The organism is Amycolatopsis dendrobii (assembly GCF_014145675.1).
Taxonomy (GTDB): domain Bacteria; phylum Actinomycetota; class Actinomycetes; order Mycobacteriales; family Pseudonocardiaceae; genus Amycolatopsis; species Amycolatopsis dendrobii.
In genome coordinates this window covers 15,550-30,734 of record NZ_JACGZW010000005.1, presented here as the reverse complement: position 1 = coordinate 30,734, position 15,185 = coordinate 15,550, and the positions used below count along the sequence as shown (strand labels likewise).

General features: G+C 71.9%; 7 protein-coding genes and 1 pseudogene. 2 read left to right on the top strand and 6 right to left on the bottom strand.

Annotated features, from left to right (window positions below; genetic code table 11):
- Window positions 1–19: 19 nt before the first annotated feature.
- Window positions 20–2,905, top strand: a pseudogene (locus tag H4281_RS15315) (amino acid adenylation domain-containing protein); the annotation flags it as partial.
- 22 nt (window positions 2,906–2,927) lie between these two features.
- The gene (locus tag H4281_RS45190; RefSeq protein ID WP_009077456.1) at window positions 2,928–3,143 is read left to right on the top strand and encodes a response regulator transcription factor; all 216 of its coding nucleotides are present in this window, start codon (window positions 2,928–2,930) and stop codon (window positions 3,141–3,143) included.
- Window positions 3,144–3,248: 105 nt separating this feature from the next.
- Here the strand turns inward: H4281_RS45190 and H4281_RS15305 are convergent, their stop codons facing one another.
- The 6 genes from H4281_RS15305 to H4281_RS15280 are packed head-to-tail and all read right to left on the bottom strand — an operon-like array spanning window position 3,249 to window position 14,745.
- On the bottom strand, window positions 3,249–3,824 hold the full coding sequence (locus H4281_RS15305; RefSeq protein ID WP_182891584.1) for a response regulator transcription factor: 576 nt from the start codon (window positions 3,822–3,824) through the stop codon (window positions 3,249–3,251).
- Complete coding sequence (locus H4281_RS15300; RefSeq protein WP_182892099.1) at window positions 3,821–5,152, bottom strand: MFS transporter; 1,332 nt, start codon at window positions 5,150–5,152, stop codon at window positions 3,821–3,823. Before H4281_RS15300 ends, H4281_RS15305 begins: the two co-directional genes overlap by 4 nt.
- Before the next feature lie 5 nt (window positions 5,153–5,157).
- Window positions 5,158–9,513, bottom strand: a complete 4,356-nt coding sequence (locus tag H4281_RS15295; RefSeq protein ID WP_182891583.1) for a non-ribosomal peptide synthetase — start codon at window positions 9,511–9,513, stop codon at window positions 5,158–5,160.
- On the bottom strand, window positions 9,510–12,674 hold the full coding sequence (locus tag H4281_RS15290; RefSeq protein WP_182891582.1) for a non-ribosomal peptide synthetase: 3,165 nt from the start codon (window positions 12,672–12,674) through the stop codon (window positions 9,510–9,512). Before H4281_RS15290 ends, H4281_RS15295 begins: the two co-directional genes overlap by 4 nt.
- Entirely contained in the window at window positions 12,671–13,381 is a 711-nt protein-coding gene (locus H4281_RS15285; RefSeq protein WP_182891581.1) for a DUF6875 domain-containing protein, read from the bottom strand. The genes H4281_RS15290 and H4281_RS15285 overlap by 4 nt, the downstream gene beginning before the upstream one ends.
- Window positions 13,381–14,745 (bottom strand): FAD-dependent oxidoreductase, encoded by a 1,365-nt coding sequence (locus H4281_RS15280; protein ID WP_220507287.1) that lies wholly within the window; start codon window positions 14,743–14,745, stop codon window positions 13,381–13,383. The genes H4281_RS15285 and H4281_RS15280 overlap by 1 nt, the downstream gene beginning before the upstream one ends.
- Between the last annotated feature and the right edge of the window lie 440 nt (window positions 14,746–15,185).

Sequence of the window (15,185 nt, the reverse complement as noted above, 5' to 3'; positions counted from 1 at the left end):
GCGGGGAAGCATGAGCGAGACGTTGCTGGACTTGGTCGCCGAAGGAACGGCCGCCGGCGGAACAGCCGTGGTCGCCGGCCACCGCGAAGTGTCCTATGCGGAGCTTGACGCACTGTCGAACCAGGCGGCGCACTGGCTTCGAGCCCGCGGAGCCGGGCCGGAATCGGTGGTGGGAGTCCGGCTGGAGCGGGGCGTCGAGATGGTGGTCGCGCTGATCGGGATCCTCAAGGCGGGAGCGGCGTACCTTCCCCTGGACCCGGATTGTCCCGAGGACCGGCTGCAATTCATGGTCGAGGATTCGGCCGCCACGACAGTGATCAACCCAGGCGATCTGACCGGGCTCGGCGAATCCCGGGAACCGGTGGCGGGCGTGGTCCGGCCGGAGAACGCGGCGTACGTGATTTACACCTCGGGGTCGACGGGGCGGCCCAAGGGCGTCGTGATCGAGCATCGCGGGATCGTGAACCGGCTGCGGTGGATGCAGGACGAGTACGGCCTGACGACCCGTGACCGGGTCCTGCAGAAGACTCCGTTCGGCTTCGACGTGTCGGTGTGGGAGTTCTTCTGGACGCTCTCCGTCGGCGCCACCCTCGTGATGGCCCGGCCGGGCGGCCACCGCGATCCCGGATACCTGGCGGACATCCTCGTGGCGGAACGGATTACCACCGCGCATTTCGTGCCGTCGATGCTGCGGGCGTTCCTGGCCGGTCCGGTGCCGAGGTTGCCGGTGCGGCGGGTGTTGTGCAGCGGGGAGGCGCTCCCGGACGAGCTGGCGGAGCGGTTTCACCGGCTGGTCGGCGCCGAGCTGCATAATCTGTACGGGCCGACGGAAGCATCGGTGGACGTCACGGCGACGCGGTGTCTGCCGGGGGAGCCGGTCACCATCGGGTACCCGATCGCGAACACTCGCGTCCACCTTCTCGACGGCGAGTTGACCATCGCGGGGGTGCAACTGGCGCGCGGTTATCTGAACCGTCCGGCGTTGACGGCCGAGAAATTCGTGCCCAATCCGTTCGCGGAGACGCCGGGGGAGCGGCTGTACCGCACCGGTGATCGCGCACGGCGGCGGGCGGACGGGGCGTTCGAGTATCTCGGGCGGTTCGACCATCAGGTCAAGATCCACGGGAACCGGATCGAGCTCGGCGAGGTCGAGGCCGCGCTGCATGCGCATCCGATGATCGCCGCGGCGGCGGCCGCGGTGCATGAGGACCGGCTTGTCGCGTACTGCGTTTACCGTGCCGGAGCTGTGCCGTCGACGTCCGAGTTGCGGGCGCGCTTGGCTCGTACCTTGCCGGAGCCGATGCTTCCGGCGGTGTGGATGTCGCTGGTCGCGCTGCCGCTCACGCCGAGCGGCAAGATCGATCGCAACGCGCTGCCTGCGCCGGACGGTGCTCGTCCGGCGCTGGGGGTCGAATACGTCGAGCCTCGGAATGCGGACGAGGCGGCGATCGCGGAGATTTGGGCGGAGACGCTCGGCGTCAGTCCGGTGGGCGTGCACGACCCGTTTCTCGAGCTTGGCGGCCGTTCGCTGGCTGCTACCCGGATCTGTGCGCGGGTTTCCCGCAGCACGGGGCGACGGGTGTCTGTCGCGGATCTGTTCACCGCGCCGACTGTCGCGGAGTTGGCCGAATTGGCCGCGGCGGCACCGCCTGTCCGTGACGTCCATAGTGGACAGACTGCGATTTCGGCGGCACAGCACAGGATGTGGTTTCTCGACCAGCTGTCCGGACCGTCCGCGACGTACACGATGTACGAGGCTTACCGGTGCGCTGGAGAGCTGGACGTCGAGGCGTTGCGGCGCGCGTTGGCCGAGGTGGTCCGGCGGCACGAGACCTTGCGGACGACGTTCCGGAGCCGTCGCGGGGGACCGGAGCTTGTGGTGTCCGCCGCGGGTGAGATTCCGTTGACGGTGGTCGACGGGCCGGCGGAGGAGATCGTCGACGCGGAGCTCCGCCGGCCGTTCGAGCTGGCTCGCGGGCCGTTGCTGCGGTGCACGGTGATCCGCGGCGAGCCGGGGCGGTTCACGCTGCTCGCGGTGGTCCACCACATCATCGCCGACGACACGTCGATGGAGATCTTCTGGCGCGACCTCGCCGAATGCTACGCGGGGCGGGCGTCCGCGCTGCCGGAGCTGGCGGCGTCGCATGCCGCGCCGGATCAGGGCGGTCTCGAGTACTGGAAGTCGGCGTTGGCCGGTGCGCCGCCAGCGATCGAACTGCCGGACAGCCTTGCGCGGCCGGCTCGCCAGGCGCAGCTGGAAGGCACCGTCGAGTTTTCCGTGCCGCAGCGGGTCGTCAGCGCGCTTGAGGCCGCTGCCACCGAGGCGGGGGCGACGGGGTTCATGGCTTTGCTCGCCGCGTTCGTCCTCGACTTGAAGCGCGCGACCGGGCGCGACGATCTCGTGGTCGGCACCTTCGCCGGCAACCGGCCGTCGGTCGAGGCGGAAGAGTTGATCGGATTGTTCGTGAATACGCTCGCGTTGCGGGTGCGCGTACCTGGCGATCCGGCGTATCCGGAGGTGCTCGCCGCGGTGCGCGAGGCGGTGGTCGGCGGGTTCCGGCATCAGGACGTTCCGTTCGACCAGATCGTGGCAGCGCTGCGGCCGCCGCGCGATCTGAGCCGGAATCCGGTGGCGCAGGTGGCGTTCCAGTCGCTCGGCTCGCTCTCCGGCCGGCTTCGGCTCGACGGGATCCGCGCCGAGCCGTGGCGGGCGGGACAGGGCGGGAATCCGTTCGACGTGCTGGTGACGGTCCGCGAGCATCCCGACGGCCTGGCCGGGACGCTGCATTACGACCGGGCGCTGTTCACCGAAGCCGCGGCGAAGACGATGGCCGACCGGTTCGTCCAGGTCGTGCGGACGGTCGCGGCCGACCCGGCGACGCGCGGCTCGGAGCTGCCCGGATGACCGGACCTCCTACACTGGGCGGGTGGACGGCGAGGCGGCGTACCGGCCGCAGCTCGGCGAACGCGAGCTGCGGGTGCTGCGGCTCGTCGCCGAGGGGTACAGCAACAGCGAGATCGCGGCCGAACTCGGCTGGTCGGAGCACACGGTGAAGAACGCGCTGTACGACCTGATGGCCCGGCTGGGAGTACGGAACCGGGCCCACGCGGCGGCTTACGCGGTGCGGAACGGGCTGATCTAGGCGCGATTTCGCACCGCGGACAGATCCGTGCGGGAACCCTGCGGAAATCAGGCTCCCGCAGGGTTCCCCGCACCGCACGTCGCCCGGACGCGGCGAGCCGACGGCTTAGATGAGCCCCTGCCGCAAAGCGAACGCCACGGCGTGCGCCCGGTTCCGCAACCGCAGCCGGTGGGTGATGTCGTGCACGATCGTCGTCACGGTCCGGGCCGAATAGGCCAGCGCGGAAGCGATCTCGGCAGTCTCGTGACCGTCGGCGACCATCCGCAGGACGTCGCGTTCACGCGCGTCCAAGGTCGGCGCGGCGGGGGCGTCGAACAGGTCGCTCAGCAGGTCCGGCGGCATCGTGCCGTGGCCGGTCGCGGCGGCGCGCACGGCGGAGACCAGCGTTTGTTCGCAAGCCTGCTCCCTCCGCAGGACGCCGCACGCACCCGCCTCGATCGCGCGGGCCGCGCGGGGCGCGTCGACTTTGCCGGTCACCAGAAGCACGGTGGTGCTGCGTTCCTTGGCCGTCCGGATCGCCTCGACGGCCGCGTCGTCGACCTCGTCGATCGCCAGCACGGCGACCCCGCCGTCGGCATCGGCGAATTCGCCGCGGCCGTAAAGCGCGCTTTCCAGTCCGGCGCGCAGGAACGGGTCGGCGGCGAGGACGCGCACCGGGACGGTTCGTTCGAGGGTGGTCATTTTCCCTTCTCCTCTCGGCCCGCCGCCACCGCGACGGGTTCGGGTTCTTCGAGCAGGTCCGGCAGGTCCTCGACGCGCCGCAGCGAGGGGCGGGCGGCCAGGCAGCCCAGGACGACCAGCAACAGCCCGGCGAGCAGGAACATCAGTGCCATGCCGCGGCCGGGCCCGGTGCCGATCAGGTGTCCGGCCGAACCGGCCAGTGCCCCGCCGGGGCGCATGAGCGGTTCGAACACGCCGTCGGCGAGCGGGCCGGCGACGAGGTACGCGACCGGGCTCGCGGCCTGCGACACCGCCCGAGAGGTCGCCATGACCTTGCCGAGGTTCGCCGGATCGACCTTGCTCTGCAGCACGGTCTGCGCGGTGCCGGTGATGACCGGCAGGGTGAACAGGAAGAACGGCCCGATCGCGATCACCAGTGCCAGCGACGGCGCCAGCGAATGGACGGCCAGCGCGATCCCGCCGAACGCCATGAACGCGGCGATCCCGCGCATCCGCTTCTTGGGGCCGCCCCAGACGCCCATCACGAGGCTGCCGGCGAACAGCCCGCAGCCGCCCGCGAACACCTGGAAGCCGAGCCCGGCCGGGCTGGCGAAGGACAGCACCAGCGGTCGCACGAGCGTTCCGGCGATGCCGAAGCAGAAGTAGAACCCGGCCAGGACGCCGAGCAGGCCGGTCAGCCCGGGGCGGCGGCGCAGTTCCGCCCAGCCCGCGGGCACTTGCCGCCAGATCGACGGGCCGCCGGGTTCGGGGGCGGCGGTGCGGACGGCGGCATGCGGCAGCGGGACGAGTGCGACGACCAGCAGTGACGCGGCGAACGTCACGAGGTCGATCAGCACCACCCCGCGTAAGCCCGTGAGCGCCAGCAGCGTCCCGGCGACGACCGGTGCGGCGATCTGCGCGCTGAACACCACCTGGGACAGCCCGTTCGCCCGGCTGAGGTGCTGTTTCGGCACCAGCAGGGGAATCATCGCGCTGAAGGTGACTTGTTGCAGGGTTCCGCACATCGCGGTCAGAGCGGTCACGACGTAGACGTGCCAGGTCTGCAACTGGTCCGCGTCGATCAGCAACGCCAGCGCGCCGACCGAAGCGAGCGCGACGCAGTCCGCGGCGACGAGGAGCCGGCGGCGGTGCCACCGGTCGGCGAGCGCGCCCGCGAACGGCGTGATCAGCAGGGCCGGGATCGCGCCGGACAGCATGATCAGCGCGAACTGGGTGGCCGAGCCGGACCGTTCGTAGGTCCAGACGCCGAGCACGAACCCGGTCAGCGCGGAGCCGACGATCGAGACCAGCTGGGCCGACCAGAGGAGGACGAATCCCCGCGTTCCCATCGTGGTCAACGGTGCTCCTTTCGGGGGGCGGCGGGAAGGTGCCCGATCCGGACGTAGTGGGCCAGGTAGCGTTGCAGCAGAACGCGATCCGCGGGCGGGCACACCAGTCCGCCCGCCGCGACCACGACCTCGGTGTGCGAGCAGTCGAAGACCGTCCGCCGGGGCGGCGACGTCCGTTCGACCATCGCCGTGATCGCGCTCAGCGCCGGGTCCGCCGTCTCGGCGGCGGCCGAGGCCAGCGCGGTGTGCCAAGCCTCGAACGGGATCGCCTCGATCGGGTAGCCGAACTCGCGCAAGCCGGCGACGACCTCGCCGAACCGCATCGTGCGCTGGTTGTGGAAGTGGAAATCGCAGCCGTATCCGGTGCGCCGCCGCGAAAGGTGGCCGATGGCGGCGGCGACGTGGTCGACCGGGGCCATGTCCTCCTCGAGGTCGAAGTCCTCCGCCGGCGCGGAGCCGAGCAGCACCAGGCAGCGCAGCAGGTTCGCGAACCGGTCGCCGAGCGGGCCGATGCCGGTCCGGCTGTGCCCGGTCACCCGGGCCGGGCGGTGGACGGTCACCGGCAGGCCGCGTTCGCGCGCGGCCCTGGCCAGCCGGTCGGCGGCCCATTTGCTCTGTTCGTAGCCGCGGTCCAGGCCGGCGGGGTCGTCGGGCGGGACGTCCTCGGTGATCACCGCGTCGCGGTCCAGCGGGTAGACGCCCAGCGACGACACCAGATGCACGGGGGTGCCGCCCCGGCAGGCGAGCCGCAGCAACTCGGTAGTGCCGAGCACGTTGCCGGGCCGCAGCTGGGCGTACGGGCGCAGGAAGTTCGCTTCGCCGCCGCAATGGAAGATGACGTCGAGGTCCGCGGCGACCGCGTCCAGTTCGGCCGCGGGCACACCCAGCCGAGGGGAGCCGAGATCGCCGGGGACGGCGACGATCCGAGGACGGAATCGTTCGTCCCACAGCAGGTGGTCCCGCAGCACCTGCTCGATCCGGGCGGCGCCTTCGACGGCGTCGGCGGCCCGGACCAGGCAGCGCACCACGACGTCGCTGTGCCGCAGCAGATCGGCGAGCAGGTGCGGGCCCAGGAACCCGGACGCGCCGGTGAGCAGGGCGATCCGCGGGGCCATCGCGCGCTGGATCGCGGCCTCGGCCTGCGCGGGAGTGCGGCGCGCGTCGATGTCGGCGGGCAGCACGGCGTCCGCGAGCACCGCGGCGAGGCGGTCGTCCTCGCGGTAGCCGGGGGCGCGGACGGCGCCGGCGAAGGCGGCGAGGGTGCTGGCTTCGAAGAGGGTCCGCACCGGGACCTCGACGTCCAGTTCCGCGCGGACCTTCGCCATCAGCGTCCCGGCCAGCAGGGAATGCCCGCCGCGCAGGAAGAAGTCGTCGTCGCGGCCGATGCGGTCCACGTCCAGCACCGCGGCCCAGATCGCGGCGAGCCGTTGTTCCAGTTCGCCTTCGGGTTCGGCGAACGCCGGCGGCGCGGTCTCCGCCGGTTCGGGCAGCGCGCGGTGGTCGACCTTGCCGTGGGCGTTCAGCGGCAGCGCCGGGAGCACCGCGAAGGCGTCCGGGACCAGGTAGCCGGGCAGCGCATCGCGCAGCGCGGAGCGGACGGACAGCGGGTCGGCGTCTCCGACGAGGTAGGCGACCAGCCGGTCCGCGCGGGCGGTGACCAGGACGTCCTTGACGCCGGGGTGGCGCCGGCAGGCCGCTTCGACCTCGGCCGGTTCGATGCGGTGGCCGCGGACTTTCAGCTGCCGGTCGACGCGGCCGAGGAACTCCAGCCGTCCTTCGCCGTCGAGGCGGGCGAGGTCGCCGGTGCGGTACATCCGCGCGCCGGGCGCCGGGGAGAACGGGTCCGGGACGAACTTCTCCGCGGTCGCGCCGGGCCGGTCCCGGTAGCCGCGGGCGGGAGCGTCGCCGCCGAGGCAGAGTTCGCCGGGGACGCCGGGCAGCACCGGACGCAGCAGGTCGTCGACGACGCAGGCGCGGACGTGGGGGAGCGGATCGCCGATCGGCAGTTGTACCCGGCCGTCGAGTTCGCCGGCGTCGAAGGTGAGGTAGCTGGTCGCGCAAACGGTTGCTTCGGTGGGGCCGTAGTGGTTGTGCAGTTCGACGCGGCCGCCGGTGAGCGCCGCCCACGTCCGGACAACGGTCGCCGGGACGGCTTCGCCGCCGACCATCATCGTCCGCAGCGGACAGTCGAACGGGGTGTTTTCCGCGGCCAGTTCGGCCACCCACTTCTGCCAGAGCGCGGACGCGGTGTCCACCATGGTGATCCCGCGGTCGCGGCAGAGCCGGACGAGGCCGGGGCCGGTGAGCGACGCCGGGTCGCGCCAGGGCAGGACGGTCGCGCCGGAGACGAGTGCGGGGAAGATGTCGCCCGCGGCGGCGTCGAAGGTCAGCGGCGGGATCGTCAGCACGCGTTCGCCGGGGCCGAATCCGTGCAGCTTCCGGAAGGATTCGGCCAGTTCGGCGAGCGCGCCGTGGTGGACGGCGACAGGTTTCGCGGCACCGGTCGAGCCCGAGGTGTAGATGACGTAGGCGAGGTCGTCCGGTCCCAGCGAGAGCTCCGGCGCGGGACCGGTTTCGGGGAGGTGGTCGAGGTGCAGCACCGGGCCGTCGAACGGGATGTCGTGGTCAGTGACCAGGGCGGCCGGGTAAGCGTCGGCAAGGAGCTCGGCCAGCCGGGCGGGCGGATGTCCGGGGTCGAGCGGCAGGTACGCGGCCCCGGCGAGGAGCGCGCCGAGCAATCCGGTGATCGCGCCCGCGCTCGCTGGCAGGCCGAGCGCGACGACGTCGCCGCGCCGGACTCCGGAGGCGTGCAAAACTCCGGCGAGACGGCGCGCACGGGAGACTAGTCCGGCGTAGGTGAGGCGGATTTCGTCGTCTACGGCGATGGCGTCCGGAGTCCGTGCGGCCTGGCGGGTGATGAGCGTGGTGACCAGCGTGCCGTCGGAGACCGCCGGCGGGGCCGGGTGGCCGCCGTCGCGCAGCCAGGTTCGGTCCGCGGCGGACCGGGCCTCCACTGTGGACACTGGTGCGTCCGGATCGGCGAGCATGGCCCGCAGCAGGTGTTCGTACTGGGCGGCGAGCCGGGCGACGGTGGCGGCGTCGAACAGGTCGGTCGCGTAGTCGAGCCGTCCTTCGATTCCGTCGGGAGTCGTGGCCAGCGCGAGGGTCAGGTCGAAGCGCGCGGTGGTCACCGGGAGGTCGAGCCAGTCCGCGCGGACGCCGGGCAGTTCGAGCCCGGCCCCGGCGGAGTTGAGCACGAACATCACCTGGAACACCGGGTTGTGGCTGAGATCGCGGGCAGGCCGCAGGTCCTGCGCCACCCGTTCCCACGGATAACTCTGGTGCTCCAGCGCGCCGAGGCAGGCGTCCTGCACCTGAGCGAGCACCTCGGCGACAGTCGGATCGCCGGTCAGCCGGGTCCGGACGGCGACGGTGTTGGCGAACATCCCGACGCACTGTTCGATCCCCGGCACGGTCTCGTCGCGCATCGGCATGCCGACCACCACGTCGTCCTGACCGGCATGGCGGGCCAGCAGCAGCACATAAGCGGTCAGCAGCACGGTGTTGGCGGTGACGCCGTGCTGCTGGCAGAACGCCGTGAGGTCGGCGGACAGCCGGAAGGAATGGCCGTTGCCGCGGAAGGATTCGGCGGGCGGACGCGGGCGATCCGTCGGCAGTTCCAGCAGCGCCGGGGCGTCGTGGAGTTGTTCGCGCCAGTACTGCTCGCCTGCTTCCAGCGGTTTGGTCGCCTGCCAGGTCGCGTAATCGCCGTAGCGCACAGGCGGTTCGGGCAGGGCGGGAGCGTTCGCCGGGTAGAGCGCGGACAGTTCGCGCAGCAGGATCCCGACGGACGCGGCGTCGGCGACGATGTGGTGCAGCGTCAGCACGAACAGGTGCACGTCGTCGGCGAGGGCGACCAGCAGGCCGCGCACCAGCGGCGGCCTGGTCAGGTCGAACGGGCGGGCTCGTTCGGCGGCGAGGACTGCGTCCGCGGAGTCTGGCGCACCCCGAAGGTCTGCATAGGACAGTTCCGGTGCGGTGCCGGGCAGGGCGGGGATCTGCACCGGCTCGCCGTCGGACTCGCCGAACCCGGCCCGCAGTGCCTCGTGGCGGTCGACGACCGTGGCCAGCGCCCGGCGCAGTGCCTCGACATCGAGTGCGCCGGTGAGCCGCCAGGACTGGGAGATCGTGTACACGCCGTCGCGCGCGCCGAGCCGGTCCAGGAACCACAGCTGGCGTTGCGCGGGCAGCAGCGGGACGGGGGCGTCGCCGGTCCGGCGGGGGATCGAGCCGGTCGCGGCGCCGAGGCCGTCGCGCGCGGCCAGCAGCCGGAAGAGCTGCTCTCGCTCGGGGTGCGTCATCGATGCGCTCCTGGAGGGGAATCGGCGTGGAGCAGGGCGAGGACCTCGTCGTCGGGCAGTGCGGCGATCCGTTCCCGCAGGAGCGCGATCTCGTCGGCGGCGCCGGGTGCGGACTCGGCGGCCCGCAGCGCGGCGGCGAAAGCGGCGATCGTGCGGGCGGCGAACAGCGTCCGCAGGCCGACGCCGGACCGGAAGTGCTCGCGCACCTTCGCCAGCAGCCGCGCGGCGAGCAGGGAATGGCCGCCGAGGCGGAAGAAATCGTCGTGCACTCCGACGTCCTCGACCGCCAGCACCTCCCGCCACAGCTTGGCCAGTTCCCGTTCGACGGCGTCGCGCGGGGCGACCCGGTCGGCTTCGCGGGATTCCCAGACCGGTTCCGGCAACGCGGTCCGGTCGGTCTTGCCGTTCTTGGTCAGCGGCAACGCGGGGAGGAACACGGCGGTCTGCGGAACCAGGTACGCGGGCAGCTGGCCGGAGAGCCGGTCGCGCAGCGGTGCCCATTCGGTGTCCTCGGACACGACATAGGCGACCAGCCGCACGTCGTCCGGACCGGCCGGACGGGCCAGCACAACGGCGTCCGAGACCTGCGGATCGGCGCGCAGCCGAGCCTCGATCTCGCCGAGTTCGATGCGCAGGCCGCGGATTTTGACCTGGTGGTCGGTGCGGCCGAGGAACTCCAGCGTTCCGTCGGCGCGCCGCCGCGCTAGGTCGCCGGTGGCGTAGAGGCGGCTTCCGTCGGCGGCGAACGGGTCCGGCACGAACCGTTCCGCGGTAAGGCCGGGACGGCTGCGGTAACCGCGGCTGATTCCCGCGCCGCCGACGAAGATCTCGCCCGCGACCCCGGGCGGGACCGGGTTCAGCCCGGCGTCCAGCACGTGCAGCCGGGTGTTCGGCAGCGGCGGGCCCAGCGGCACGACCGGGGCGGCGGTGCTGACCGTGCCCGCGGCGACGATCATCGTGACTTCCGTCGGGCCGTAAAGATTCCAGACCCGGCCGTCGGACAGCGCCTCGACGAGTTCCCGGTCGAGCGCCTCCCCGCCGCACAGCCGTTCGCGCACGTTCGCGGGCACGCCGCCGGACGCGAGCAGCATCCGCCAGCGCGTCGGTGTGGCCTGGAGGATCGTCGCTCCGCAGTCCGCCAGCCGCCGCGCCAGCACGACCGGTTCTGCGGAGTCTTCGGTGCTGATCACCGCGACCGTGCCGCCGCGGATCAGCGGGATCAGCAGTTCCCGCACCGACATGTCGAACGCCAGCGTGGTGACCGACGCCCAGACGTCGTCCTCGGTCACGCCGAGCCGGTCCGCGAGGCCGGTGAGCAGGTTGACCACGCCGCGGTGCGGCACGGCGACGCCCTTGGGACGTCCGGTCGAACCGGAGGTGTAGACGAGGTACGCCAGATCGGCCGGGTCGTGCGCCACCTCCGGCGCGGTGTCCGGCTCGGGGTAGTCGAGGTCGACGTCCAGCACGGTTTCGAACCGGGGCAGCCGGCCGGCGTTCTCGCGGTCCACGACGGCGATCCGGACGTCGGCCTCCTCGACGACGTAGGCGTGCCGTTCCAGCGGCCATTCCGGATCGAGCGGGACGTACGCGCCGCCGGCCTTCCAGACCGCCAGCAGCGCGACCACCATCTCGGCGGAGCGGCGGACGCAGAGCCCCACCGGGACGTCCGGCCCTACGCCGCGGCGGCGCAGGGCGTGCGCGAGCCGGTTCGCCCGGGCGTCCAGTTCGCGGTAGGTCAGCGAACCGGCGATCGCGGGTGCGGAGCCCCGGTCCCGGACGTGCGGCGCGATCAGGTCCAGCGCGGTCGCCGCGGCGGGCAACGGACGCGTGAGGCCGCTGTCGAGGGCCGCGCGGCGTTGTGCGCTGTCCAGCAGGGAGACCGCGCCGATCTGCTGCGCCGGGTCGACGGTGACGGAGGACAGGAACGTGCACAGGTGCTCGGCGAAGCGGACGATGGTGGCTTCGTCGAACAGGTCGGTCCGGTACTCGAGGTATCCGTGCAGGCAGTCGCCTTCGTCGCGGACGCCGAGCATCAGGTCGAGCTTCGCGGTTCCGGTGTGCGGTCCGGCGAAGTCGGTGACGGTCAGCCCGGCCAGCTGCGGCAGCGCGCCGTCGCCATGCCCGTTGAAGCCGACCTGGTAGATCGGCGAATGCCCGAGGCTGCGTTCCGGACGGACGGCCTCGACCACGCGCTCGAAGGGGATCTCGGCGCCGCCGAGCGCGTCGACCAGCGCGTCGCAAACGTCGAGGAGCAGCTCCGCGAAGGTCGGGTCGTCGGCGGTCGAGATCCGGACTGGGACGGTGTTGACGAAGAAGCCGATCAGACGCTCGGTGTCGACCTGCGAGCGTTGCCCGACGACCGTGCCGACCACGACGTCGTCCTGACCGCTGTACCGGGCGAGAAGCGCGTGGTAGGCGGCTAGCACAGTCATGAAAACCGTTGCGCCGGAAGTATCCGCGAGCGTGCGGACGGCTTCGGTGAGCGCGGGCGGGAACCGGAACTCGTGGATGCCGCCTCCGTAGGCAGCGGTGGCGGGGCGAGGACGGTCGGTCGGCAGCGTGATCAGCTCCGGCGCGCCGCGCAGCCGGTCGGCCCATTCCCGCAGCAGCTCGACGCCCTCCGGGCCGTCGAGGTGTTCTCGTTGCCACCGCACGAAATCCGCGTACTGCATCGGGAGCGGCGGCAGGTCCGGTTCGCTGCCGGCCAGTTCGGCGCGGTAGCTCTCGGCCAGTTCGTCCAGCAGCAGCGAGACCGACCAGCCGTCGGCGATCGCGTGGTGCAGCGTGACGACCAGGACGTGCTGGTCCTCGGCCGTGCGCAGGAGCAGGACCCGGGCGAGCGGACCGGCGGTCAGGTCGAACGGGACGCGGATCTCCGCCGCGGCCTCCGGCGCGACCGAGTCTTCGCCGGCCGAGCGGACAGTGAAGGAGAAGCCGTTCTCGGTGACTACCTGCTCCGGAACACCGTCGCGCTCCCGGAAAACCGTGCGCAGCGCGGCGTGCCGGGTGGAGATCGTGGCGAAGGCGCGGCGCAGGGCTTCGACGTCGAGCGGTCCGGAAAGCCGCAGCACGGTGGGCACGTGGTAGACCGGCGAGCCGGGGTCGAGCCGGTCGAGGAACCACAGCCGTTCCTGGCCGGGCGAACACGGGAAGACGTTCACGGCGCCCCGATTCCGGCCTGGTCAGCCTCGGTCTCGTCCAGCTCGCGGGCCAGCCGGTCGTGCTCCACCAATTCGCGCAGCTGGGCCGGAACCTGGTCGCCGAACAGCCGCAGGTACGCGCGCGCCTGGTCCGGATCGGCGCGCAGGAACGGATAGTCGGTCGGCACCATGTGCCGCACCACCAGCATCGGCACCGGGCTGCGCAGCGGGCGGAACGCGGGGTTCCACAGCCCGCCCTTGTCCGGCGGGCCGTTGTGGAACTCGCCGATCATCAGGCCCTCGGCGACGTACTCCGACTTCAGCGCGTGCTGCACGGTGTCGACCACGCCGGAGCGGTCGTCTGGCGGCGCGTCGGGGAACAGCAGGAGGATGGTGGTGAGCTGCGCGCTCGGATGCCCGCGCGGAGCGAGTTCGAGGAACCAGTCCCGGTAGCAGTGCAGGGTTTCGGTGAGCCGCGGGCCCGCGGCCGGCACGCCCGGTTCGACGGCGAGGTAGAACCGGCCGCGCTCGAGCGACGGCTGCGCGAACGGGCACACGTTGCCGCCGCGGCCGAGGTCGGGATGCGGGCCGGACAGGTAGCCGCGGCCCCAGTCGAAGATCGCCCGCAGGTGGATCTCGTACCGCCGCAGGCGTTCGGGCAGGGCGAGCGGGTCGAGGTCGTGCCGCTGCACCAGGACGCGGCCGGGATCGGTCGGATGGATGAGCATCAGCTTCGGTCTCCAGGCGAGTGCGGTCCGGCGGCTCTCCTGCGGGCGAGCGCGCCGCCGGTCAAGGCGAGGGCGAGCGCCGCGGCACCGCCGCCCCAGGCCAGCGCGGCGTGCTGGCGCCGGGCGCGGCGCAAGGCGTCCGCGTACGGGATCGTGGTGTGCGAAACCATGGTGTAGAGCGGCATCCAGCTTTTCGGGAACACGCGGCTGAGCACCAGGTCTGCCTTCTTGCGGGCCAGGAACAGCGGCGAGGCGACCCGGCTGCGCAGTTCGTCGAAGTTCTCCTCGGAAAGGTCCGCGAGGACGTCGGTGTGCGGCTTGCGCCGCCGTTCGAAGGTGCGGAGCGCTTCGGCCCAGTCGTCGTCGGCGAGGCATTCGCGCAGCACCGCGCAGTCCTCCAGCGCGGAGTTCATGCCCTGGCCGTAGAAGGGGTACACGGCGTGCGCGGCGTCGCCGATCAGCACCACGCGGCCCTCGTGCTGCCACGGCGAACTCCGGACGGTCACGAGATGTCCGGTCGGATGCGTGAGGAACTGCTCGACGATGTCGGGCACGAGGCGTCGCACGTCGGGGAATCGGGTGTCGAAGAGGGCTCGCACCGATTTCTCGGTGGTGAGGGTGGCGAAACTCTGCTCGCCGGACAGCGGGAGGAACACCGTCGCGGTGAGCGAACCGTTGACATTGGGGTGGGCGACGATCAGCCCGTCGTCGCCCGGCCAGACGTGCAGGGCGTCCGGACTGCTGCGTATCTCGCCGGACGGGCCCGCGGCGATCGCGAACTCCTTGTAGCCCCAGGGCAGGACGCGCTGTCGGAAGTCGGCGGGCAGCCCGCGCAGCAGCCGGGTGCGCACGGCCGAGAACGCGCCGTCCGCGCCGACTACGAGGTCGGCGGCAACGTGGTATGGACCACTTTCGCCGGCGAAAGCGCAGACGGGTTCGGCGGTCGCCGATCCGCGGTCGAGGTCGGTGAGCGTCACGCCGAAGCGGGCGCTGACGTTCGGGTACTCCAAGGCTTTCGCGAGCAGGATCCGGTTGAGGTCGTCCCGCAGCACCGAGCGCAGGATCTGGTCCTCGTGGCTGCCGTAGGGCTGGAAATCCAGTTCGCCGTCGCGCTGGTGGATCACCCGCCCGCGCATCGGAGCGGCCGCGGCCAGCACCGGGCCGAGCAGCCCGACCTGGTCCAGCGCACGGATTCCGCGCTGGGAAAGGCCGAGGTTGATCGACCGGCCCGCGCCCGCGCCCGCCCCGCGCGGATCCGGCCGGCGCTCGTGGATCTCCACCTGGTGCCCGAGTTGCGCGAAGTGGATCGCGGCGAGCGAACCGGCCAGCCCGGCCCCGGCCACCAGAACCCGTTTGGCGTTCATTCCGGCCGCCGCCGATCCGCGTGAGGGCAATTGTGCCGTCGCCGTTCGGAGCGCTTTTCCGTTGAGCGGTTATGGGCGGCCGGGCGTGCAATTCGGCCGATCGGACCAGTTTTTCGCGCACTTCCGCGGGTGTGCTCACGAATGGTGATCCGGAAGAACTCGGGAGTAATCGCGGGCGCGGCGTGTCCGTTCGGCTGCGGAAAGTGTTCGGACCATTCGGGTAACGTTTCGCCCGGGTGGTCCGATCGATCGTCCGGCCTTCGTCCCGGTCGCGGTAAACGCCCAGGTCCGCTGCTGCTCACCGATCCTCCTGCGAGATTCGTGGCCCGCCGGGCGCGCGGCCGAGGTTCTCCCTGTTGGCCGATAGCCCGGGCCGGGGCGCGGGCACTAACCTGTTCCCGCTTGCCCGGCTGATTTACCGGGGATGTCCCGGGCTCTTA

Excerpts from the sequence above, each read along its gene's own strand:
- H4281_RS15300 (WP_182892099.1), bottom strand. The coding sequence starts at position 5,152 with ATGGGAACGCGGGGATTCGTCCTCCTCTGGTCGGCCCAGCTGGTCTCG.
- H4281_RS15280 (WP_220507287.1), bottom strand. The coding sequence starts at position 14,745 with ATGAACGCCAAACGGGTTCTGGTGGCCGGGGCCGGGCTGGCCGGTTCG.
- H4281_RS15305 (WP_182891584.1), bottom strand. The coding sequence starts at position 3,824 with ATGACCACCCTCGAACGAACCGTCCCGGTGCGCGTCCTCGCCGCCGAC.
- H4281_RS15295 (WP_182891583.1), bottom strand. The coding sequence starts at position 9,513 with ATGACGCACCCCGAGCGAGAGCAGCTCTTCCGGCTGCTGGCCGCGCGC.
- H4281_RS15285 (WP_182891581.1), bottom strand. The coding sequence starts at position 13,381 with ATGCTCATCCATCCGACCGATCCCGGCCGCGTCCTGGTGCAGCGGCAC.